General features: G+C 66.6%; 21 protein-coding genes, 2 tRNA genes and 1 other RNA gene. 18 read left to right on the top strand and 6 right to left on the bottom strand.

Annotation, left to right across the window (positions count from 1 at the left end; genetic code table 11):
- Nucleotides 1-21: 21 nt before the first annotated feature.
- On the bottom strand, nt 22-1,410 hold the full coding sequence (locus B840_RS02865; RefSeq protein ID WP_042620881.1) for a zinc-dependent metalloprotease: 1,389 nt from the start codon (nt 1,408-1,410) through the stop codon (nt 22-24).
- A gap of 82 nt (nt 1,411-1,492) precedes the next feature.
- Between B840_RS02865 and B840_RS02870 the strand changes: the two genes are divergently transcribed.
- Nucleotides 1,493-2,569: a YlbL family protein gene (locus B840_RS02870; RefSeq protein WP_042620882.1), complete on the top strand. Its 1,077-nt coding sequence runs from the start codon at nt 1,493-1,495 to the stop codon at nt 2,567-2,569.
- Here B840_RS02870 and B840_RS02875 read toward each other — a convergent pair.
- Both B840_RS02875 and B840_RS02880 read right to left on the bottom strand, forming a co-directional pair.
- Nucleotides 2,566-3,276: a hypothetical protein gene (locus B840_RS02875; protein ID WP_042620883.1), complete on the bottom strand. Its 711-nt coding sequence runs from the start codon at nt 3,274-3,276 to the stop codon at nt 2,566-2,568. The two genes, B840_RS02870 and B840_RS02875, sit on opposite strands and share 4 nt — an antisense overlap.
- Nucleotides 3,277-3,305: 29 nt before the next feature.
- Nucleotides 3,306-3,791 (bottom strand): PPA1309 family protein, encoded by a 486-nt coding sequence (locus B840_RS02880; RefSeq protein ID WP_042622470.1) that lies wholly within the window; start codon nt 3,789-3,791, stop codon nt 3,306-3,308.
- Nucleotides 3,792-3,927: 136 nt separating this feature from the next.
- Between B840_RS02880 and B840_RS02885 the strand changes: the two genes are divergently transcribed.
- Together B840_RS02885 and B840_RS02890 are read left to right on the top strand one after the other, a co-directional pair.
- A complete protein-coding gene (locus B840_RS02885) occupies nt 3,928-6,906 on the top strand; it encodes a UPF0182 family protein (protein WP_042620884.1) in 2,979 nt (992 codons plus the stop codon).
- A 101-nt stretch (nt 6,907-7,007) separates the two neighbouring features.
- Nucleotides 7,008-7,084: transfer RNA gene (locus tag B840_RS02890), tRNA-Met, on the top strand.
- A gap of 54 nt (nt 7,085-7,138) precedes the next feature.
- On the opposite strand, the gene ilvD is transcribed toward B840_RS02890, so the two are convergent.
- Nucleotides 7,139-8,869, bottom strand: coding sequence for a dihydroxy-acid dehydratase (gene ilvD / locus B840_RS02895; protein WP_042620885.1), 1,731 nt, complete (start codon nt 8,867-8,869; stop codon nt 7,139-7,141).
- A 183-nt stretch (nt 8,870-9,052) separates the two neighbouring features.
- Here ilvD and B840_RS02900 point away from each other — a divergent pair.
- Nucleotides 9,053-9,129, top strand: a tRNA-Met gene (locus B840_RS02900).
- Between the two features lie 200 nt (nt 9,130-9,329).
- Nucleotides 9,330-10,535, top strand: coding sequence for a S1 family peptidase (locus tag B840_RS02905; RefSeq protein ID WP_084602735.1), 1,206 nt, complete (start codon nt 9,330-9,332; stop codon nt 10,533-10,535).
- 24 nt (nt 10,536-10,559) lie between these two features.
- Here B840_RS02905 and hisN read toward each other — a convergent pair whose 3' ends face one another.
- Nucleotides 10,560-11,351, bottom strand: coding sequence for a histidinol-phosphatase (gene hisN, locus B840_RS02910; protein WP_042620886.1), 792 nt, complete (start codon nt 11,349-11,351; stop codon nt 10,560-10,562).
- A 2-nt stretch (nt 11,352-11,353) separates the two neighbouring features.
- Complete coding sequence (locus B840_RS02915; protein ID WP_042620887.1) at nt 11,354-12,208, bottom strand: inositol monophosphatase family protein; 855 nt, start codon at nt 12,206-12,208, stop codon at nt 11,354-11,356.
- A gap of 123 nt (nt 12,209-12,331) precedes the next feature.
- Between B840_RS02915 and prfB the strand changes: the two genes are divergently transcribed.
- From prfB to B840_RS12825, 13 genes are all read left to right on the top strand, one after another.
- On the top strand, nt 12,332-13,435 hold the full coding sequence (gene prfB, locus B840_RS02920; RefSeq protein ID WP_042620888.1) for a peptide chain release factor 2: 1,104 nt from the start codon (nt 12,332-12,334) through the stop codon (nt 13,433-13,435).
- 95 nt (nt 13,436-13,530) lie between these two features.
- Nucleotides 13,531-14,220 carry a cell division ATP-binding protein FtsE gene (gene ftsE, locus B840_RS02925; protein WP_042620889.1) on the top strand — a complete coding sequence of 230 codons (690 nt, stop codon included), beginning with the start codon at nt 13,531-13,533 and terminating at the stop codon, nt 14,218-14,220.
- 27 nt (nt 14,221-14,247) lie between these two features.
- The gene (ftsX, locus tag B840_RS02930; protein WP_042620890.1) at nt 14,248-15,150 is read left to right on the top strand and encodes a permease-like cell division protein FtsX; all 903 of its coding nucleotides are present in this window, start codon (nt 14,248-14,250) and stop codon (nt 15,148-15,150) included.
- Between the two features lie 4 nt (nt 15,151-15,154).
- Nucleotides 15,155-15,820, top strand: coding sequence for a hypothetical protein (locus B840_RS02935; RefSeq protein WP_042620891.1), 666 nt, complete (start codon nt 15,155-15,157; stop codon nt 15,818-15,820).
- Nucleotides 15,821-15,822: 2 nt separating this feature from the next.
- On the top strand, nt 15,823-16,467 hold the full coding sequence (locus tag B840_RS02940; protein ID WP_042620892.1) for a hypothetical protein: 645 nt from the start codon (nt 15,823-15,825) through the stop codon (nt 16,465-16,467).
- 25 nt (nt 16,468-16,492) lie between these two features.
- A complete protein-coding gene (gene smpB / locus B840_RS02945; RefSeq protein ID WP_042620893.1) occupies nt 16,493-16,981 on the top strand; it encodes an SsrA-binding protein SmpB in 489 nt (162 codons plus the stop codon).
- On the top strand, nt 16,978-17,337 hold the full coding sequence (locus B840_RS02950) for a DUF488 domain-containing protein (protein WP_042620894.1): 360 nt from the start codon (nt 16,978-16,980) through the stop codon (nt 17,335-17,337). Before smpB ends, B840_RS02950 begins: the two co-directional genes overlap by 4 nt.
- A 46-nt stretch (nt 17,338-17,383) precedes the next feature.
- Nucleotides 17,384-17,759: a transfer-messenger RNA gene (ssrA, locus tag B840_RS13020) on the top strand.
- Between the two features lie 164 nt (nt 17,760-17,923).
- Nucleotides 17,924-19,210: a tyrosine-type recombinase/integrase gene (locus tag B840_RS02955; protein ID WP_042620895.1), complete on the top strand. Its 1,287-nt coding sequence runs from the start codon at nt 17,924-17,926 to the stop codon at nt 19,208-19,210.
- Nucleotides 19,207-19,824: a hypothetical protein gene (locus B840_RS02960; RefSeq protein ID WP_042620896.1), complete on the top strand. Its 618-nt coding sequence runs from the start codon at nt 19,207-19,209 to the stop codon at nt 19,822-19,824. The genes B840_RS02955 and B840_RS02960 overlap by 4 nt, the downstream gene beginning before the upstream one ends.
- A 178-nt stretch (nt 19,825-20,002) precedes the next feature.
- Nucleotides 20,003-20,212 carry a helix-turn-helix domain-containing protein gene (locus B840_RS02965; protein ID WP_042620897.1) on the top strand — a complete coding sequence of 70 codons (210 nt, stop codon included), beginning with the start codon at nt 20,003-20,005 and terminating at the stop codon, nt 20,210-20,212.
- Between the two features lie 137 nt (nt 20,213-20,349).
- Nucleotides 20,350-20,769, top strand: coding sequence for a hypothetical protein (locus B840_RS02970; RefSeq protein WP_156971820.1), 420 nt, complete (start codon nt 20,350-20,352; stop codon nt 20,767-20,769).
- A gap of 68 nt (nt 20,770-20,837) precedes the next feature.
- Nucleotides 20,838-22,322, top strand: a complete 1,485-nt coding sequence (locus B840_RS12825; RefSeq protein WP_156971821.1) for an AAA family ATPase — start codon at nt 20,838-20,840, stop codon at nt 22,320-22,322.
- The last annotated feature ends 64 nt before the right edge of the window (nt 22,323-22,386 follow it).

The raw sequence follows: 22,386 nt of genomic DNA on the forward strand, positions 1-22,386 counted from the left end.
TTTCGGTGTTACAGGCCGCGGCTACCTGCCGACGTCGTCCCCGCCGGAGTTCTTGTCCCCGTCGTCCTGCCCGTCCTGCTCACGCAGCAATTCCTCGAGCTTGGCGAACTCGCGGTCGAACTCGTCGCTCTCCCCCTCGTCGAGGAGGCTGTCGATGAAGTCGGCGGAGTTGTCCAGGTGCTCGGCGGAGGGCAGGAGATCGGGGTGATCCCAGACCCCGTCGCGGCGCTTCTGTCCGACGGCGACGTCCACGCGGCGCCACAGCTCCACGGCCTCGGCGACCTTCGGGGCGGCGAGCTCGATACCGACGATCTTGGCGAAGGCCTGCTCCGCGGAGCCTCCGGTGGCACGGCGCCGACGCCATGCCTCGGTCATCTTGCCGGTGGAGGGGATACGCTCACCCATTGCATTGGTGACCACGTACTCCACCCAACCCTCGACGAGCGCGAGGAGCGTCTCCAGCCGGGATACGGCCTGGGCGTTGCGCGAGCTGATGCGGGGAGAGAGGTCCATGCCCTGCAGGCGCTGCATAGCGTCCTGGATGGCGGCCGGATCACCGGACTCGAGGTTGAGTTCGCGGGTGGCCTCCTCGATGTGGGAGGTGTCGATGACCAGACCCGCCGCGTACTCCTCCACGGAGGAGACCAGGCGCTCCACCAGCCACGGCACGTGATGGTAGAGGCGCTGGCGGGCGGATTCGCGGGCCGCGATGTAGACCATCAGCTCCTGGCCCGGCACCTCCAGCTCGCCGCCGGCGGCGGTGATGTTCGCGGGCAGGAGGGCGGTGACGTCGGTCGGGGCGACGGGCAGTCCGAAATCGGAGCCCGTCAACGCCTGCTTCGCCAGGTCGCCGAGAGCATTGCCCAGCTGCATGCCGAAGTTCATGCCCGACATCTGGTTCATCATCTGCAGCATCGGGCCGACCATCTCCCGCGCCTCCTCCGGGAGGGAGGCCAGCTGCGCCTCGTTCATGTGCTCCGCGACAGGGGTGACCAACCGCTTCCACATGGGCAGGGTCTGGGTCAGCCAGTCTTCCGCGTTCCAGGCCACGACCCGCCCGCCGGCGGTGGGCAGCTCCGTGGTCTCGTCCAACCACAGCTCAGCGAGCCGGACCGCTTCCTCTACCGCGGAGGTGTCCTGGTCGCGTACGGGAGCGGCCTGGCCGATCTGCTGCCGCGCGATCCGCTCGGCCAACGTGTAGTTGACGGGGCCCTGACCCTCCGGGGAGTTCATTGAGGAACCCATCCCGGAGAGCATCTGGCCGAACTGGCTGAGCATGTCGCCCAGCCCGCCGGATCCGTCCGCCCCGCCGAAGCCGAACGGGCCGAACGGATTCTGTTCGCGACGCGACTTGTCGTCGTCGTCATCGTCGCCTGGTCCGAAGTTGAAGCCGAATCCGCCTGTATTCATGCGTCCCAATCTACCGGCCCACCCGCGCCCGGGGCCATGACGTGAACAACGCTGACAGCGAACACAGGTACCCTGATACACCGTGAATGCAACGCCAACCCGTGCCAGCCGTCGAATCCGGACCCTTGTGTGGGGCGCCGTGCCGGTGGTGGCACTCACCGCACTGGTGTCCGTGGACCGTATCCCGGGCACGAACATCTCCTTGACCGTGCCTTATGCGGCGGAGGGGCCAGGCCCGATGTTCGATACCCTCGGGGAGGTCGACGGTGTACCCGTCGTCGAGATCGACGGCGCCCCCGTCGACGGGACCGCCGGGGAACTGCGCATGACCACCGTTTCGGTGCGCTCCAACATGACGCTGGCACAGGCGCTGGGGAGGTGGCTGACCACCGACGACACGCTCGTCCCCGTCGAGCAGGTGTTCCCGCCGGACCTCAGCCCCGAAGAGATCGACCAGCTCAACCAGCAGTCTTTCACCTCCTCGGAGGCAGCGGCCACCGTCGCCGCGATGAATCACCTCGGCCGGCCCGTGGAGATCGTGGTGGTCGACGTCCTGGCGGACTCCGCCGCCAGCGGCCGCATCGAGGCGAAGGACGTCATCGTGGGCGTGGACGGCAACGGCGTCGACAAGCCGGGACAGGTCCAGGAGTTCGTGCGCGGGAAGCAGCCGGGTGACCGGATCACCCTCGAGCTGCAGCGGGGCGACCGCCAGGTCACGGAAGTGATCGAGCTGGGCGCCAACCCCCAGGACAAGAAGATCCCCATGCTGGGCGTGCTCATGGGCTCCCAGCCGACCGACGGCGTCGACGTCACCTTCAACCTCCAGGACATCGGTGGTCCGAGCGCGGGCATGATCTTCTCGCTGGCCGTGATCGACAAGCTCTCCGACGGGCAGCTCAACGCCGGCCGGAACGTCGCCGGAACCGGCACCATCGCGGAGGACGGGACAGTCGGACCGATCGGCGGAATCGACCACAAGGTGCGCGCCGCGTCGGCGGAGGGGGTCGAACTCTTCCTGGCTCCCGCCGCCAACTGCGCGGAGGCGGTCACCGGCGACAAGGACGGCGACATGGTCATCGCCAAGGTGAACACCCTGGATGAGGCGATCACGGCGATGGCGGACTTCGGCGCCGGCCGAGACGTCGCCGCCTGCTCTTAGTTGCCGGATTCCCTGGATTCCCCGGCGGTCTCGCTCTCGGCGGGCTCCGCGGGGTCCTCGGTGGCCGGCCGGTCGACCAGGCCCAGCTCGTAGATCCGCTCCTCGGGGTCGACCCGGTCTGAGGAAACCATCTGCTGCATGACCAGGCCCTGGTCATTGTCCACGACCGTGATCACCGCGGTCGTGCCCAACGTCGACCAGCCCACTACCCGTCGGCCGGTGTCCTCCATGACCCGGGAGCTGCGGAGCTCCGTTATCAACTGGGTCGTCGAGGCGGCCTTCGACATCGAGTCGAAGAACTGGAACTGGCCCACCTCCCGGCCGGAGCACTCCCAGGCATTGTCGATGCCGCTGGAGTTGCAGGAGTCGAACTCCCCGAACAGGGACGCCGGCGCGATCGACCCGAAGATCTCCCGCACCTCGGCGACATCCTCCGGCAGACCCCCGCTGCTCTTCGACGTCTCCGGGACGGCCTCCGACGTCCGGGACGGCGGCGGTGTTGTCGTCGTGGTTGCTGTCACCGTGACCGAGGTGGCCGGTGCAGCGGAGCTCGGTGCAGCGGCGGGGGAGGATTCCCCGGTGGACTGCGGCGGGGCATCCTGCCCGGGCGGATCCTCAGTGGCGCACGCCGACAGTCCGACACTGAGCAGCACCGCCGCGGAGACGGCGGTCAGGCGGGCGGGGCGTGGAAGTCGCACGTGGTACAGGCTCCTTGAAAGTGACGGTTCCGATCAGTCTAGTCGAGGAGTTCCGGGTCCTGCTCAAGTCCGTAGCGCAGCGCCTGCAGCACTCCGGGAGCGACCTCCGGGCCGCCCCGCAGGTCGATCTTGTCCTCCGCGAACGGGCCGGACTCCTCGATCTCCTCCGGAGTCGGCCGCAGCTGCAGGAGCGTCAGTTCGACACCCTCCGGGCGCAGCACGCCGGAGAACAGGCGGGCGGGACGGGCCGGGGCGTCGGCAAGCGACGATTCCCGGAACATGATCTCCTGGGCCAGCACGACGCCCTCGATCTCGGCGGGCCAGGCCAACCGGGAGAGGTAATCGCCCAGCTCATCCGAACCCGGCAAGATGTGCTCCGGCAGCTCCTGGACCACCAGGGTCAGGGGGGCGGCGTCGTCCGGATCGGCGAGCTGATCGCTGATCAACAGCGTGGGGACCAGTGCAAACAGGGTCGGCGCCGCGTCCCACCCTTCGGAGTGGACGAACTCGACGGCCTCGAGCATGGCCTTATTGAGCGCGGGGGTGTTGAACTCGGAATGCGTCACTATCAATCCTTCGTTGGTCACGCGGGGGTGAACTTCTCTAGGCTAAGGACAGTACACCGGCACAAAACTACACATGAATGCTTAGGAGAAGGACTTGGCCACCGGCCTCTCGCAACCCTCCCCGTCCATTAACCGGCCACCTCGGGTGCTGAGCTGGATCATCGGCATTATCGCCGCGCTGTTCATCCTGGCCCCCCTCGCGGTCGGTTTCTACACCGACTGGCTCTGGTTCGGTGAAGTCGACTTCCGCGGAGTCTTCACCAAGGTGCTGCTCGTCCGCATCGCCCTCTTCTTCGTGTTCGCTCTCGTAGCGGGCTTCGTCGTATGGCTCGCAGGCTTCTTCACCTGGCGCAACCGTCCGGACAGCCTCGAAAACGTGGATCTGAACTCGCCGGTCCACCAGTACCGGCAGGCACTGGACAAATCTGTCCGCGGCCTGCTGATCGGCATCCCCGTGATTGTCGGCGTCTTCGCCGGTTTCATCGGCCAGGGCACCTGGCGCACCGTGATGATGTTCCTCAACGCCGAACCATTCGGGCAGACCGACGCGCAGTTCGGCCATGACCTCGGTTTCTATGCCTTCACCCTGCCGCTGCTGCGCCTGCTCGTGGACACCTTCTCCATGCTGCTTGTCGTCGCCTTCATCATCGGGCTGGTCGGGCACTACCTGCTGGGCAGCATCCGGATCGGCAACCAGGCAATGGGAATCAAGGGCCACATCTCCCGCGGCGCCCGCGTCCAGCTCGCCATCACCGGCGGCCTGTGGATGCTGCTCCAGGTGGCCTCCTACTTCCTGGACCGCTACACCCTCCTCTACGCCAGCCAGGAGACCTTCACCGGCGCCAGCTACACCGACATCAACGCCGTGCTGCCGGCCAAGATCATCCTCATGATCATCGCGGCCTTCGTCGCGGTGGCGTTCTTCTCCGCCATCGTGCTCAAGGATCTGCGTATCCCCGCGCTCGGCGTGGTGCTCCTGCTGCTGTCCTCCTTCGTCATCGGCGTCGCCTGGCCGCTGCTCATGGAGCGCTTCTCCGTCCAGCCGAACCGTGTGGCCAAGGAGTCGGAGTACATCGCCCGCAATATCGAGGCCACCCGCCACTCCTACGGTCTGACGGATGACCAGGTCACGTACCTGGACAACTGGGGGTCCGCCGGGGCCTCCGACGACGACGTCGCAGCCGACGAGGCGACCATCTCCAACATCCGTCTGCTGGACCCGGAGATCCTCGCCCCGACCTTCACCCAGATGCAGCAGCTGCGCAACTTCTACGGCTTCCCCGAGACCCTCAACGTCGACCGCTACCAGGTGGACGGCGAGCTGCGCGACTTCGTCGTCGCCGCCCGCGAGCTCGACCCGAACGCCCTGCGGGAGAACCAGCGCGACTGGATCAACCGCCACACCGTGTACACCCACGGCAACGGCTTCATCGCGGCGCAGGCCAACACCGTCGACGAGGCGGCGCAGGACGCCGGCTCCACCCGCGGCGGTTTCCCGGTCTTCACCGTCTCCGACCTGCAGAGCAACGCCGCTCGCGAGGCCTCGGAGGAGGCTGAGGAACTGGGCATCAAGGTCGATCAGCCGCGCATCTACTACGGCCCCGTGATCGCCAGCTCCACCGACGGCGCGGACTACGCCATCGTCGGCGACAACGGTTCCGACCCGGTCGAGTACGACACCGACAACTCCTTCTTCACCTACGACGGTTCCGGCGGCGTGGACGTGGGCAACATGATCAACCGTGCCGCCTTCGCCCTGCGCTACCAGGAGATGAACCTGGTCCTCTCCGACCGGGTCCACGGCGACTCGAAGATCATTTTCGAGCGCGACCCGCGTGCCCGCGTCGAGAAGGTCGCACCCTGGCTGACCACCGACTCCAAGACCTACCCCGCCGTCATCGACGGCCGGATCAAGTGGATCGTCGACGGATACACCACCCTGAGCGCCCTGCCCTACTCTGAGCAGACCTCCCTGACGGAGACCACCGTCGACGCCCTCAACCCCGACGGGACCAACCAGCGGCTGATCACCGATGAGGTCGGTTACATCCGCAACTCGGTCAAGGCCACCGTCGACGCCTACGACGGCACCGTCGAGCTCTACGAGTTCGACACCGAGGACCCGGTGCTCAAGGTGTGGCAGGGTATCTTCCCCGACACGGTCAACCCGGAGAGTGAGATTTCCGAGGAGCTGCGCCAGCACATGCGCTACCCCGAGGACATGTTCAAGGTCCAGCGCGAACTGCTCGCCCGCTACCACGTCTCCGACCCGGGCGTGTTCTTCACCAACGACGCCTTCTGGTCCGTCCCCGGTGACCCGACCGCACCCGAGGGCCGTCAGGAACTCAACCAGCCTCCGTACTATGTCGTCGCCTCCGACCCGGAGACCCAGGAGTCCAGCTTCCAGCTGATCACCCCGTACCGCGGCCTCAACCGCGAGTTCCTTTCCGCGCACATGACGGTCAGCTCCGACCCGGAGACCTACGGCAAGATGACCGTCCGAGTCCTGCCGACCAACACCCAGACCCAGGGCCCCAAGCAGGCGCAGGATGCCATGATGTCCTCCGACCAGGTGGCCCGGGACCGCACGCTCTGGGAGGGCTCCAACGACCTCCACAACGGCAACCTGCTCACCCTGCCGGTGGGCGGCGGCGAGATCCTCTACGTCGAGCCGATCTACTCGCAGCGCAAGAACCAGGAGTCCGCGTTCCCCAAGCTGCTGCGCGTGCTCGTGTCCTACAAGGGGCGCGTCGGTTACGCTCCGACCATCTCCGAGTCCCTCGCACAGGTGGGCATCGACCCGCGTGCCGCCCAGGACATCGCCGGTACCCCGACGGCCCCGACTACCCCGGCCGAGCCGGAGACCGGGGAGGAAGGACAAACCCCGGAGGAGGATACTCCGACGCCGCCGGCAACCGCCGCAGGCACCGAGGGTGAGGCCATCGAGCGCATCAACGAGGCCCTGAGCAACCTCGAGACCGCCCAGAACGGCTCCTTCGAGGAGTACGGCAAGGCTCTTGATGAGCTGGACCGTGCCGTCGAGGAGTACCAGTCGCTCACCGCAGGTAACTAAAACCATCTCTGGCCGGGGGATTTGCGAGGATCCCCCGGCCGTGGGTATAGTTCTACATCTGCAGCAGACAATGTTGCACGGTGTAAGTGAATGGCACCCGTCGCGGGGTGGAGCAGCTCGGTAGCTCGCTGGGCTCATAACCCAGAGGTCGTAGGTTCAAATCCTGCCCCCGCTACCACTTCACACAGAAACCCCCTGGACCAGCTGGTCCAGGGGGTTTCTTCGTGCCCGGTCAGGCCGTGACAGCGCCGACCGACGCAGACTGGACCAGCTTGGCGTACTTGCCCAGCACGCCGTGCAGCCGCGGGTTCTCCGGGATCTGCCACCCGGCCTTTCTCCGGGTCATCTCCTCATCCGTGATATCGACGTCGATGGTGCGCTCCGGGATGTTCACCCTGATCGGGTCGCCGTCCCGCAGGAAGGCGATCGGGCCCCCGTCGACGGCCTCGGGGGCGACGTGGCCGATGCACAGCCCGGTGGATCCGCCCGAGAAACGGCCGTCGGTGATCAGCAGGACGTCCTTGCCGATGCCGGCACCCTTGATGGCGCCGGTGATGGCCAGCATCTCGCGCATGCCCGGCCCGCCCTTCGGGCCCTCGTAGCGGATCACCACGACGTCGCCCTTCTTCAGCTCGCCGTTGAGGACCGCATCCATCGCGGGCTGCTCACGGTCGAAGACGCGGGCGGTGCCCTCGAAGACCTCGGCGTCGAAGCCCGCAGTCTTGACGACGGCGCCCTCCGGCGCGAGGGAGCCACGGAGGACGCTCAGGCCGCCGGTGGCGTGGAGCGGGTTGTCCAGGGCGCGGAGAATCTTCCCGTCCGGGTCGGGGGTGCGCACGTCGGCGAGGTTCTCGGCGACGGTGCGGCCGGTGACCGTCAGGCAGTCGCCGTTGAGTAGGCCGGCGTCGAGCAGTGCCTTCATGACGACGGGGATCCCGCCGATCCGGAAGACGTCGGCCATGACATACCTGCCGAAGGGCTTGAGGTCGCCGAGGTGCGGGACCTTGTCTGCGACTGAGTTGAAGTCGTCGAGATCCAGGTCGACGCCCGCCTCGTGGGCGATGGCCAGCAGGTGGAGCACGGCGTTGGTGGAACCGCCGAGCGCCATGACCACAGCGACGGCGTTGAGCAGTGAATCACGGGTGATGATGTCGCGGGCACGGATGCCGCGGCGCAGCAGTTCGACCACGGCCTCGCCCGACCGGCGGGCGTGGACGGTGCGGTCGCGGTGGACGGCCGGGGGAGCGGCGGACCCCGGCAGCGACATGCCCATCGCCTCCGCGGCCGAGGCCATCGTGTTGGCGGTGTACATGCCGCCGCAGGCTCCCTCGCCGGGGCAGATGGCGCGTTCGATGACGTCCACCTTCTCCTGCGAGAGCTTCCCGGCGCGGCAGGCGCCGACGGCCTCGAATGCGTCGATGAGGGTCACCTCCTGCTCGGTGCCGTCCGCGAAACGGGCGGTGCCGGGCATTGTGGAGCCGTTGTAGAGGAACACGCTCGAGAGGTTGAGCCGGGCGGCTGCCATGAGCATGCCGGGGATGGACTTGTCGCAGCCGGCCAGCAGGACCGAGCCGTCGAGACGCTCGGCGCTCATGACCGTCTCCACCGAGTCGGTGATCACTTCGCGGGACACCAGGGAATAGTGCATGCCCTCGTGTCCCATGGAAATGCCGTCGGAAACGGAGATGGTGCCGAACTCCAGCGGGTAGCCGCCGGCGGCGTGCACGCCCTCCTTCGCGAAACCGGCCAGCTTCTTCAGGGTGAGGTTGCAGGGGGTGATCTCGTTCCAGGAGGAGGCCACGCCGATCTGCGGCTTGGCCCAGTCGTCGTCGCCCATGCCCACCGCGCGGAGCATGCCGCGGGAGGCGGTACTCTCCAGTCCGTCGGTGACGTCGCGGGAGCGGGGTTTGATGTCCACGGAGGTGCCGTGGTTGTCCTTGCGGTCGTCTGTGGGTTTCGTCATGTCTCGAGTCTAGGCACGTGCGCGCTGCGGGGGCCGGAGATCGGGGCCAGCCGGCCGCGGCCGCAGGGAAAGCCATGTGAACAGCGCATTTGGGTTATCCGTGAGTGGTGGGTTATAGTTTCACATGTCGTCAGGGCGAGATTAACAGTCTTGTGTTGGCGCGGTGAAGTGAATATCACCCGACGCGGGGTGGAGCAGCTCGGTAGCTCGCTGGGCTCATAACCCAGAGGTCGTAGGTTCAAATCCTGCCCCCGCTACCAATTCACACGAGACCCCCGGATCCTCAGGATCCGGGGGTCTCGTCGTTCGTGGGGTGCCCGGTATTGTCCCGGCACCCCCCGTGCCCGGTGGCCCGGTAACCGTTCGGACACGACATTCATGTGCACCTGCCGACCCGGAGCGGGCGTGACATGATGTCTGGGTATTCGTTTGAGCATCACCAGAAGGGGCACCACCTCACATGCGACGGCACTCCCGCGTTAGAAGCATCCTGACCGCGACCATGGCGACGGGTGCGGTGATGCTGGCGGCGCCCGCTTTCGCCGGCGCCCAGGCCCCGGCCGTCCCCGCCGCGCCGGTGGCGGGCGCCTCCTCGGAGGTTGCGGCGGAGGTGCCGGTGAACCAGGTGGAGGTTGTCTCCGCCGACGTGGTGAACCACATCCGCGGCCAGCTGGCTAAGTTTGGCGTGCAGACCCCTGCGCCGGACACGGCCCTGACCGACGCGGTGGATAACGCGATTGTCGCGCATGTGCCGAACACACGGCTGCGCCAGACCGTAATCGACGAAGGTGCGTCGGAGACTCCCGCCGGGACGACCCGTGCCGAGTACGCCGACCCGGCGGATGTGCCGTCGGAGACACCCGTGGAGATCACCGACGACATCCGCGAGCGGTTCGTCCAGGAGGAGGCCGTTCCGCTGGACCCCAACTACCGCTGGATGAATGACCCGGTGTCCAAGGTGATGGCGGGCAAGCCCCTTGAGGAGTGGATCCTGCACCGGGTGCCGGGTTCCTGGTTCGACGCACCGCGGATCCCGGAGGAGTCGATGGTGGTGCAGAACCAGGACGCGTCGTTGTACGGTCCGGGCACGCCGATCTACCTGGGCGAGAACATGATGTGCACGCTCGGCGCGGCGGGCACGGATGCGCAGGGCCGGAAGGTCGGTATCACCGCCGGTCACTGCGGTCAGCCGGGCGACGAGGTCTGGTCCGCAGACTCCTGGCAGGTGGGCCCCACCGGCACGGTGGTGGCGAGCAACCAGCTGCACGACTACTCGGTCATCGAGCTGGGGGCGGACGCTCAGATCTCCCGCACCTACAACGGCGTGACCGTCAACAGCGTCGGGGGACCGGTCGCCCCGGGCGACATCCTCTGCAAGCAGGGGGTGGCCACCGGCCACACCTGCGGAAATGTGTGGGCGGCCGACGACCAGGTGCAGATTTCCCAGCTGTGCGCGATGGTCGGCGACTCTGGCGCACCGGTGCTGGCAGGTGACCGCCTGGTCGGCATGGTCTCCGGCGGCGTCCTCCCGGACCAGCGTCTCTCCTGCCAGACGCCCCTGCAGGGGCAGCTGTTCATGCCGACCGCCTCGCAGACCATGGACTCAGTCCTCGCGGACGTCGACGCCCGCGGGGGCGTCGGCGCCGGCTTCCGACTGGCCGACTAGCGTCGGGCTCGAATTACGGTTTCTTCAGCCCTCGCCGCGCAACGCGGCGAGGGTTTCGTCGTGCAGCAGGCCGTTGGTGGCCACCGCGTCTCCGCCGTGCGGGCCGTCCTCGCCGGCGAGCGAGGTGAAGCGGCCGCCGGCTTCGGAGACCAGGATGGACAGCGCGGCCAGGTCCCAGAGGGAAACCTCGGGCTCGGCGGCGATGTCCACCGCGCCCTCCGCCACCAGGCAGTAGGAGAAGAAGTCTCCGTAGCCGCGCAGGCGCCAGGTGGCGTCGGACAGGGCGATGAAGTTCTCGCGCAGGTCGCGTGCAGCCCAACCCTCGAGGGAGGAGAAGGCCAGGGAGGCGTCGGCAAGCGAGGAGACGCCGGAGACGCCGAGCTTCTTCGGGGAACCGCCGTTGAAGGTGCGCCACGCGCCGGACTCCTCGGCGGCGTGCCAGCGGCGTGCCAGCGCCGGGGCGGAGATGACGCCCACGACGGGGTGCCCGTCGACGAGCAGGGAGATCAGGGTCGCCCACACGGGCACGCCGCGGACGAAGTTCTTGGTGCCGTCGATCGGGTCGATGACCCACTGGCGTCCCTCGGGGGTGGCTTCACCGCCGAACTCCTCGCCCAGGATGGCGTCGGAGGGGCGGGCCTCGGCGAGCTTCGCGCGCAGGGCCTCCTCGCAGGTGAGATCAGCGTCGGAGACGGGCGTCATGTCAGGCTTCGAGGTGACGTTGAGGTCGGTGGCCTCGAAGCGCTCGATGGTCAGGGCGTCCGCGATATCCGCGAGTTCGAGGGCGAGGGCAAGGTCATCGGCGTACGTGCTCATGCTCACATACTAGCCAGCGCGGCGGCGGCCTGGTCCACTGCGCGAGCGTTGCCCGCCACACACCACGTGACCCCGCCGGCCTCAACCTTCACGCCCACCCCGCCAGCACCTTCGACCAGGGCTTTTCCAGGCAGCCAGTCCCAGTCGGCGACGGAATGCTGCATCCACACACCCATTGATCCGTCCGCGACGGAAGCCAGGTCGACGGAACCGGCGCCGAGCATCCGCAGCGTCGCGAACTCGTTGACCACACGGATCCAGGCGTCCCGGCGCTCCGGCTGCCCCAGCGAAGTGGGGTGCAGGTAGGTGGCCAGGCAGAGCTGGTTCGCGTCCGTCTGCGGGAGCTTCCCGACGCCCCGGCCGTCCCGCGTCGTCGGGATCTCCGGGCCGCCGAACCAGGTGTAGCCCATGGCCGGGCGGTGCACGGCACCGAGGATCAGGCGGGACGGGTCGGCGGGGTCTCCTTCGGCCAGCGCCAGGGCGGAGCACCAGTAGTCCGAACCCGCGGTGAAGTTGTAGGTGCCGTCGACCGGGTCGACCACCCAGGTGCGGCCGGAGGTCGAGGGCTGGTCGGTGCCCTCTTCGCCGACGATCCCGTCCTCGGGACGCAGTAGCCGGAGTGCACCGGCGATGAACTCCTCGGCCGCATGGTCCGCCTCGGTCACCACGTCGGAGACCGAGCTCTTGAGGTTGGTGGACACCCCCTGCTCGCGCATCCGCCAGGCCAGGCGGCCGGCGTTGTACACGAGTGCCTGAGCGAGGTGCTCGTCCGAATCCTGGTCGTGGGCGATGGCGAAGGTCTTCGTGATCGCGGCGATCATCTCTTCGAGGCTTGCGGCGGGATGCTGATTGGTCATGGGCCTATTGTGCACCGGCCGGGTGCCGGCTTCCGGACGAGGGGCGTACTCGCCGGTGGGTCACGGCGCGAAAGCGGGCGGGGAGGCCGGGGCGTGCGCGGGAGGCAAGTAGACTGTCGGGTTATGCGACCGGAAATCTCTGCTGCACTTGAAGACCTGGACTCCACCCTCACCACGATCGAGAAGGTGATGGACCCGGAGGAGATGTCCGCGCGTGTCCGTGAGCTCGAGCAGCAGGCCTCGGATCCGGGGTTGTGGGACGACCCGGACCATGCCCAGCAGGTCACCTCCGAGCTCTCCGCTGTGCAGGGCAAGCTGCGCAAGATCGAGGATCTCCGGCAGCGGCTGAACGATCTGCCGATCATGTACGAGCTTTCCGAGGAGGAGGGCGACGGCGACGAGGTCGTCGACGAGGAGCTTGCCGACCTCAGCGAGCAGATCGAGGCCCTCGAGGTCACCACCATGCTCTCGGGGGCGTACGACCAGCGCGAGGCCGTGATCAACATCCGTTCCGGCGCGGGCGGCGTCGACGCCGCCGACTGGGCGGAGATGCTCATGCGCATGTACACCCGCTGGGCGGAGAAGAACGGCCACAAGGTCGACGTGTACGACATCTCCTACGCGGAGGAAGCCGGCATCAAGTCGGCGACCTTCGTGGTGCACGGCGAGTACATGTACGGGCAGCTCTCGGTGGAGCAGGGAGCCCACCGCCTGGTGCGCATCAGCCCCTTCGACAACCAGGGCCGCCGCCAGACCTCCTTCGCCGAGGTGGAGGTCCTGCCGGTGGTGGAGAAGGTCGACTCCATCGATATCCCGGACAACGACGTCCGCGTGGACGTCTACCGTTCCTCCGGCCCGGGCGGCCAGTCCGTGAACACCACCGACTCGGCGGTGCGCCTCACCCACATCCCGACGGGCATCGTGGTCACGTGCCAGAACGAGAAGTCCCAGATCCAGAACAAGGCCTCCGCCATGCGCGTTCTGCAGGCCAAACTGCTGGAGAAGAAACGCCAGGAGGAGCGCGCCGAGATGGATGCGCTCGGCGCCGGCGGCCAGGCGTCCTGGGGCAACCAGATGCGTTCCTACGTGCTGCACCCGTACCAGATGGTCAAGGACCTGCGCACCAACTACGAGGTCAACGACCCGTCGAAGGTGCTCGACGGCGAGATCGACGGTTTCCTGGAGGCCGGTATCCGTTGGCGCATGGCGGAGGCGCAGGCGCAGTAGCGCCGCCCGGCAAAATCATGGCACATTCGTGGCACCTGCCTGGGGCCTTGCCGGGAGGGGCCATCCGTCCCGTCCGGTTGGCTACAGTGTGACGGGTGATCACCTTTGATTCCGTGACCAAGGTCTACCGGACCTCGACGCGCCCGGCCCTGGACAACGTCTCGCTCCATATCGACAAGGGCGAGTTCGTGTTCCTCATCGGACCGTCCGGGTCAGGAAAATCCACGTTCCTCCAGCTGCTCATCCGGGAAGAGAATGTCACCTCCGGCGACATCCGTTTCTCCGATTTCCATGTCAACCAGCTCCGTGGGGGGCAGATCAGCCAGTTGCGGCAGCGGATCGGCTACGTGTTCCAGGATTTCCGTCTCCTGCCCAAGCTGAATGTCCACGACAACGTGGCTTTCGCGCTGGAGGTGATCGGGAAGAAGCGCCATCAGATCGAGAAGGCCGTGCCGGAGGCGCTGGAGATGGTCGGTCTGGCGTCGAAGGCGGACCGCATGCCCAACGAACTCTCCGGCGGCGAGCAGCAGCGCGTCGCCGTGGCTCGGGCGGTGATCAACCGTCCGCTTCTCCTGCTCGCCGACGAGCCCACCGGCAACCTCGACCCCGAGACCTCCGACGACATCATGTCCCTGCTCAGCCAGATCAACCGCGGTGGCACGACGGTGGTCATGTCCACTCACAACTCCCGGGCGGTCGACGACATGCGCAGGCGCGTCATCGAGCTCAACCTGGGCAGGCTCGTCCGCGATGACGCGCACGGCGTCTACGGCGAATCCCGTTAGCCGACGAGGAAGAAGGAGCACACACTGATGAACACCGGATTCGTCCTCCGCGAGGCTTTCCGCGGCCTGGGCCGCAACTTCACCATGACCGTCGCCCTGGTCATCACCACCGCCATCTCCCTGGCTCTGCTCGCCACGGGATTCCTGGTGACCCAGATGACCGAGGACACCAAGGACATCTACCTCGACCGCGTCGAGGTGATGATCCAGCTCGACGAGGAGATCTCGGCGAACGACGCCGACTGCTCCTCGGCGGCCTGCCTCGAGGTGCGCGAGCTTCTCGACGGCGCCGAGGGGGTCGACTCCGTCACCTACCGCTCGCGTGAGCAGTCCTATGAACGCTTCGTCGAGGTCTTCCAGGACAGCGACCCGCAATTGGTCGCCGAAACCTCGCCCGATGCGCTGCCGGCCGCCCTGCACGTGCGGTTGAGCGACCCGCTGGACCAGTCCCCGCTGGAACCGGTGCGTGAGTTGCCGCAGGTGGACACCGTCGTCGACCAGGTCGACGATCTCCGCGGAGCCACCGAGAACCTCGACGCCGTGCGTAACGCCACCTTCCTCGTCGCCGCAGTGCAGGCCGTCGCCGCGGTCTTCCTCATCGCGAACATGGTGCAGATTGCGGCGTTCTCGCGGCGGGACGAGATCTCCATCATGCGCATGGTCGGTGCCTCCCGCTGGTTTACGCAGGCACCTTTCGTGCTGGAGGCGGTCATCGCCACGGTCATCGGCGCGGCCCTCGCCACCGCGGGGCTCTTCCTGGGTAAGCAGTTCGTCATCGACAAGGCGCTGCGTGGCCTCTACGAATCCCAGCTCATCGCCCCGGTGACAAACGACGACATCTGGCTGGTCGCGCCGGTCGTCGCCGTGATCGGAGTCACGTTCTCCGCCATCACGGCGCAGGTCGCGCTGCGCACTTATGTGAGAAAGTAGACGAATGACCTGGACCCTGGCACTTGCCGTCACCCCCTCCGGAATCGGGGCCGCGAAAAATGGCGCGAACGACGTCCCGGAGACCACCGGATACTTCCCGGAGATGGACCGTGCGGTGAGATTTTCCGCCGGGGGCGAGTCCACGACCAGTCCGGAAAAGACCGTGCTGGTCGTCGAAGCCGGTATTCAGCCGCAACAACTCCGATGGTTCCTCGGGGAGCTGATCATCGAGGGGGTCCCCGCCGAGACCGTCCAGGTGCGTAGCGACGTCGAGGTGCTCACCGCCGCCTTCGGCGGCCCGGTCCTGCTCGTCGACGCAGACAACGAGACCATGGTCCTCCCGTCCGGCACCGGCGGGGAGCCTCTGCACGCGGGCCGCGCCGGGGAGATCGTCGCCGACACTGGCGCGCAACTGCTGCTCGTCGGCCACGGGGACATCCGCGGCAAGATGCTGGCGGCCTTCCGGGATCTCGGTCCGGTCGAGCTGGACCGCCCGGGCGTCGCCAGGTTGGCGCTGGAGAACCCCGTCACCGGATCTCTGGTTTCCCTCGATCCCGCGCAGGACCCCGTGGAGGTCGCGAGCCGGGCCACGAACAGGAGTGTCGCGGGTTACGCGACGATTATCGTGGTCGCACTCGCAGTCATACTCGCACTGTCCTTCTTCTTCTGAAGATGACCTGGTCCCTCGGTCTCTCGGTCGGCCCCGGCGGGGTGGGTTCTGCCGTGGGCCTGGCCGGGGGAGGGGTCCACCTCATCGGGGCGTTCCCCACGATCGCCCGGGCCGTCCACGCCGCCGCGCAGGTGGGCGACGGCGCACCCGCGCGGATTGTGCTCGTGCACCCCACCGGCGTCACCGTCGGCGAACTCGGCCGCCATCTCGGGAACCTCGCACTGGCCGGAGTCACGGACGATGACGCGCAGCTGCGCACCGACGTCGAGGTGCTGCACGCGCTGACCGGCCGCCGGGTCCTGCTCATCGACGCCGACCGTGATCTGATCGCCGGCCACCCCGGAAAGACCGAGCCGTTTGACGCTGACAGGTTGGCCGCGCTCGTCGCAAAGCAACCCTACGAGACGACGGTAGCCCTGACCGGGCACCCGGAGACCAGGGACCGGTACCACGTGGCTGGCCGCGACTACGCGCCCATGATCGTCGAACGTCCCGCGCTGGCGGCGCTGGCCCTGCAGGTCCCCGCCACCACCGCGTTGGTGAGCACCCCGCGCACTGCCGGGGCGCTGCGCCGGCGACCGGCTCTTCCCCTCGTCTGGACCGTCGTCCCCATGATCGCGGTGATCCTGCTGCTTCTGCTGTTGTGACGCGCCGGGTAGCATGGACCGGACTATGGGCAAGAAGAAGAAGACACAGGACCGCAGTGTCCTGGCCACCAACCGCCGGGCCCGGCACGACTTCCAGATCCTGGAGACGTTCGAGTGCGGCGTCATGCTGGTGGGAACGGAAATCAAGTCCCTGCGCGAGGGCAAGGTGTCCATCGCCGACGCCTTCGCCACCGTCGACGGCGGCGAAGTGTGGCTGCGCAACCTGCACATTCCCGAGTACTCCATGGGGTCGTGGACGAACCACTCGCCGAAGCGCACCCGCAAGCTCCTGCTGCACCGCCGGGAGATCGACTCCATCATGGGCAAGGTCCGCGACGGCAACCGGACCCTCATCCCGCTGCAGCTCTATCTCAAGGACGGCCGCGTGAAGTTGGAGCTCGGCCTGGCGCAGGGCAAGCAGGACTACGACAAGCGCCAGGACATCAAACGCCGCACCGAGGAACGCGAGGTCACCCGCGAGCTCGGCCGCCGCGTGAAGGGCATCAAGGGTTGATCCGGGCGGTCAAGCTGCACGACGTCCGGCGGGGCGAAGCCGCCGCGCAGGGCAGGGCAGTGCTGGTCGACCGGCTGTGGCCCCGCGGGGTGGCCAAGGAAGACCTGGACTGCGAGTGGCTCAAGGATGCCGCCCCGTCCCCGGAGTTGCGCCGATGGTTCAACCATGACCCGGCCCGGTGGGAGGAATTCCGCCGCAGGTACCGCGCGGAACTGGCGGAGGGGAATGCGGACGTGGAGAGGATGGTCGGATGGGCTGACACCGATGTCACCCTCCTCTACGGCGCCGCCGACCGTGAACACAACCACGCAATCGTGCTCGCAGAATGGTTGACGGAACAGGCGGCAAAGCGTTAAGATGAACCATCCTGCGGACAGATTGCACAATCCCGCCGCAGAGTACGGGGCTGATTTGGTTTCGACTTCGTATATTGAGCCAGGGGAAGCGTGCCGGTGCAGGCTGAGGACCACCGTAAGCGTCGCAGCAAACCTATAAGCGCCGAGAACACTCAGCGCGACTACGCCCTCGCTGCCTAAGTAGCGACCGCGTGTCTGTCAGACCGGACTTGCCTCTGATCCGGACCCTGGCATCGACAAGGAGGCTTGCCTTCCGGCCGCGTCAGCGGGACCGGACGGGACACCCACCGCTGACTGGGCCCATCATCCGGGACGAGTTCGTCCGAGCCGGAGGGCCGAGTAGAGATCTGGCGCGAACTGCGCACGGAGAAGCCCTGGCGAGGTAACGGAGGACCCGGGTTCAATTCCCGGCAGCTCCACTAACAGCATTTCCCCTGGTCGTTACTGACCGGGGGTTTTGTTGTATCTGTGCTGGTAGTGCCAACAATAGGACATTGCCACTATGTGCCACAAGGGGCCATGAGTACACTTAGGTATTGCACGTAGATTGCACGCGTGCAGCAGCTCCAGCACCTAGGAGAACCCCATGGCAACGACACGGCAGCGCACCCGGCGCGGGTTCGGGGCTATCCGCCGCCTACCATCGGGCCGCTACCAGGCGACCTATCAAGGGCCCGACGGGGCGCGACACAAGGCCCTGAACACGTTCGCCGCCAAGGTAGACGCCGAAGGGTGGTTATCGGCAGAACAACGCCTCATCGACCTGGAGACATGGACCCCACCGGCGGTGCGACGGGAACAGGCCGCACAGGACGCGACCACCGTAGGGGAGTGGTTGGAGCAGTTTCACACCAACCTGGAGCACCGCCCCACCCCGCCGCGGGCCTCCACCATGCAGAACTACCGGCGAGTCACCCGTAACCGGATCACCGCCCCCCTTCCCCCCGGCGACGACGTACCGGACGTTACCCGCCTGTCCTCCCTGCCCCTGGTGAAGTTGACGAAGGGCGACGTCTACCGCTGGTGGGACGGAGTGCAACGGGCCTATCCTGACGCCCATACGATCAACCAACAGGCCTACAAGCGCTTACGTGCGGGATGTGCCGAGGCCGTACGCCGGGAGATGCTACCCACCAACCCTGTAGAGGTCCCCGAGGCCGGTAGACGGGTCAAGACGAACGAGAAGTACCTACCATCGGATGAGGAGCTACAGGCCATTCTGGAGGCCGTCCCGGCGCGCTATAAGGTGCTCACGTCCCTCATGCTGTTCCACGGGCTCCGCATCGGTGAGGCTATCGCCCTGGAGCGCCGTCACGTGGCCGTGGAATGGCTTCCCGTGCCCTATATGCCGCGGGTGACGGTGACAGTGGAGCAGAACGCCCAACGGCTCACGGGCGATGATGGGCGTGTGTTCATGCACGTCCAGCCCCCGAAGTCTGACGCAGGCTACCGGGAGGTACCAATCATGGCTAACCACGTGCCCCTGTTTCTGAGCCACCTGGACGAGCACGTACCCGGCGCGCCCACGACGGTGGAGACGTGGCAGGGGCCGCGGAAGATGACGCTACTGACCGCCACCCGCACCGGGGGGCTGGTCATGGATACGTCCTACCGGTCGGTGCTGGAACGCGCCGAGATCCGCGCCGGGGTCACCACCGAGATCGACCCCCACTGTGGACGGAACTGGTTGATTACCCGCCTCGCCGAGCAGGGGGCACACCTCAAGGAAATTGGCCGACTACTGGGTCAGGCTGATGTGGCGACGATCCTCGATGTGTACATGAAAGTTCGCGCCGGGCGCACCACGGCGTTGATGGATCGAGTGAACGCATCGGTCATGCCCGCCGCGACGACCGGGAAGACAGAGCAGTGAACACACCTGAGCGGAAAGACCGGTACTTTGAGCCGCTACAGCAAGAGTTAGGAACGCGGGATGAACGGTACCGCGCCGCGGTAAGCCGTGAACACCACCGCCTCGATGCCACCCTCCGCGACGGTGAGGGGGAGGTATCCGGCAAGTGGTTCGCGGGTGCCCTGGAGCCGGGAACATACCGGTGGGTGACGGTCCACCACGACGACGGGAAGGCGGTGGGTACGTTCTACCTGCATACCGTTGACGGGGAGCTACAGGGGATGTGGTTGGCGCGGGTACGGAAGGGACTACCCTACAGCCCGTTCGACTCGGTGGGGGAGGCGTTCTACCCGTCGAATCTGGGGACCCCTGAGCAGCCCTACCCGGATGGGTTCACGGAGTACGTGATCCCGGATGAGTTCGGTTCCCAAGGGATGAAGGGTGTACGCCCGACGTTGGTACGGCAGGAACCGGACCCGGCGCGCCGTCATGACGTGCGGTGGCGGTTCCCGGCCAAGGGCGGCGGATGGGTGGTCCGGTCGTCGAAGTTGGCCCCCGCCCTAGTGAAGGTACGGGACGCTGGTCAGCAACACGTGAGCCTGAGTGTTCTCCAGCAGGGAGTAGCCAGACCGTGAGGTAACGCCGTGTACTCATAGGCCCCGTGCGGCCATGGGTGTATGATTGTGGTAATAGCCGGATGATCCAACGACCGGCTCGTGTGCTCCAACTCGCGGAGGCGCGGCGTCACTGCTCGAATAACTCCGGGCGGTCGCGCCAGCGTGCCTTAACCGCTGGAGATAGAGACACACCCCCATGGCTACTCAGCCAACCACCACCTCCCAGGCCTACGAGACTCTGGCACAGGTGTCAGAACGTACCGGCCTCGGTTCCCGTACCATCCGCCGCTACGTCGCGGAAGGAAAGTTGGTTGCCTACCGGGCCGGTAGGAACCTCCGGTTCAAGCCCCAGGACGTCGACGCCATGTTCACTCGAACCGACGGGTTCGGGGGCGATCGAGCATGAACGACAGGAAAACCCCCGCGCCGGGAAACACGGGGGCAAACATCGAGCACAGGGCTGCCTTCACCCCCAATTCTACCAGCAGGGAGCTGGAAGCCGCATTCCTCCGGGCCCTCCTCGGCCTCCCAGCGCGCCGGGTCTTGACCGTCCTCAACGGCCTGGAGCCGGACGACATCCACCACCCTCACCATAGGCTCATCCTTGATGCCGTCGCCCGGTGCGCGAGGAAACAGATCAACGACCGTGACGGGAACCAGCCGGTGCCCCCGACTGCCATGCAGCTCGACCTGACGCGCGCCGGGACCCTCGACCACCCCGACGTCCGCGCCGTCCTCCTCGACGTCACCGCCGGGGTCAACCCGGTGCCCGACTGTTGGGTGATCGACCTCGCCGCTGAACTTCGTCTCTACCGTCTGCGCCGCGCCCTGACGACCGTGGGGGAGTCCCTGATCTCAGCCGCCCATGGCGGCACCGACGAACTCACCCGCGCCCTAGCCCACCTCCTCGCACTGCTCGGCCTCGCCCGGCGCGCCGGGATCGACATGGAGGTGGACCGATGAACGCTGACTACCTCACCTCCCCGGAACACTCCGCGGGCCGTCGAATCACCCTTGAGTCCTTCGCAGGCATGGACTGGGATGTAGCGACATGGGCATGGGAGCCGGAGTTCGACGGACAACCCCACGGCGCTATTCCCGTGGGATCTCTGTCTATCTTCGCTGGCCGTCCTGCCGCCGGTAAATCGTCTGCCGGTCGTTACTTCGCCGCGCAAGTCAGCCGGGGTACTCTCCCCGGTTGCTGGGAAGGCACCCCGCACGGTGTCGCCTACATCGCCGGGGAAGAGTCACTGAAGTACAACGTCATCCCCAGCCTGATCGCCGCCGGTGCGGACATGGAAAAGGTCTTCCGACCGCACGTCACCTTCACCGCACCGGATGGGGTGACCGAGGTTGTCGCCCTGGTCCCGGAGAAGGACATGCGGGAGCTCACCGACCAGCTGAAGGCGATGGGCACGAAACTGGTCATTGTTGACCCGCTGATGGAGTACATGGGCGACGGCTCCGACATCTACAAGAACAACGAGGTCCGCGCGAAAGTCAGGCCGTGGTCCAAACTTGCCGAGGATATTGACGGCGTGGTCATTGCGATCATGCACCTGAACAAGTCCGGTAACGGTGACGTAGTGGCCGGCATCAACGGATCTTCCGCTTTCGGCGAAGTCGCCCGGTCTGTCTTCGGTTTCGCGAAAGACCCGGAGAGCGAAGACCTCGACCGGGTCATGAGCCAGGAAAAGAACTCGATCGGCGCTGAGGGCGCGGCATGGGTGTACCGGATTGAGGGGAAGGCGATCACCAACTCCGAGGGAAAGACCGGAGAGTTCGGAACCTTTGTCATGGTCGGTGACTCTGACCGGACCGTGGGTGAAGTCCTCCGAGACTCATCCTTCGGTTCCGGTGGGGACGGAGTGGGTGGGGTGAAGTCCTTCGTCCTGGATCTGCTCAAGGATGAAGGCGGTGTCGCCCCGGCCTCGACGATCAAGAGTGGCGTCACTGAGGCCGGCTACTCGTGGAAGACGGTTCAGAACAACCGGGGGAAGTGGGGAATCGCCACCCGCAAGTCTGAATCCGGTTGGGTGTGGGAGCTGGAATCAGCGGGGAAGGCTGCACCCTCCCTGTATGTATCCAAGATCCCGGAAGGTGATGAAGGTCCTTACGCGCGGGATCCCGGGACCTTGGGATCTTCAAAGGTCACGGGTATAAATCAAGATCCCGACGGGGCAAGATCCCAAGATCCCGCACATATAGGCGCGCCGGGATCTTCCCCGAAACCGGGGGTCTTCTCTCAGCCGGAACTCTCGGGTGACACCGAGCTGGAGGACATCGTTATCGGGTGCTTTCCTGCTGAGTGCCCCATGAGTTTGCAGACCGTTGAACAGTCTGTCCCGCCGGAGCACCGCGACCAGGTCGCTGAAATTCTCACTCAGTTGGTCGCCGACGGCCGGGTCATCCAAGATGTCGGCGGCCGCTATCTCCGCAATTTTCCTCCGGCCCTCGTTGCCACGGGAGAGGTCGAGGATCGCGGAGATATCACCTCCTCCCCGGAGGCAGACTGATGACCGTCTACGGCTACCACTGCGCCGAGTATCACGACCGCCGGAACTCTGTCTGGGGGATCAC

Source organism: Corynebacterium marinum DSM 44953, from assembly GCF_000835165.1.
Taxonomy (GTDB): domain Bacteria; phylum Actinomycetota; class Actinomycetes; order Mycobacteriales; family Mycobacteriaceae; genus Corynebacterium; species Corynebacterium marinum.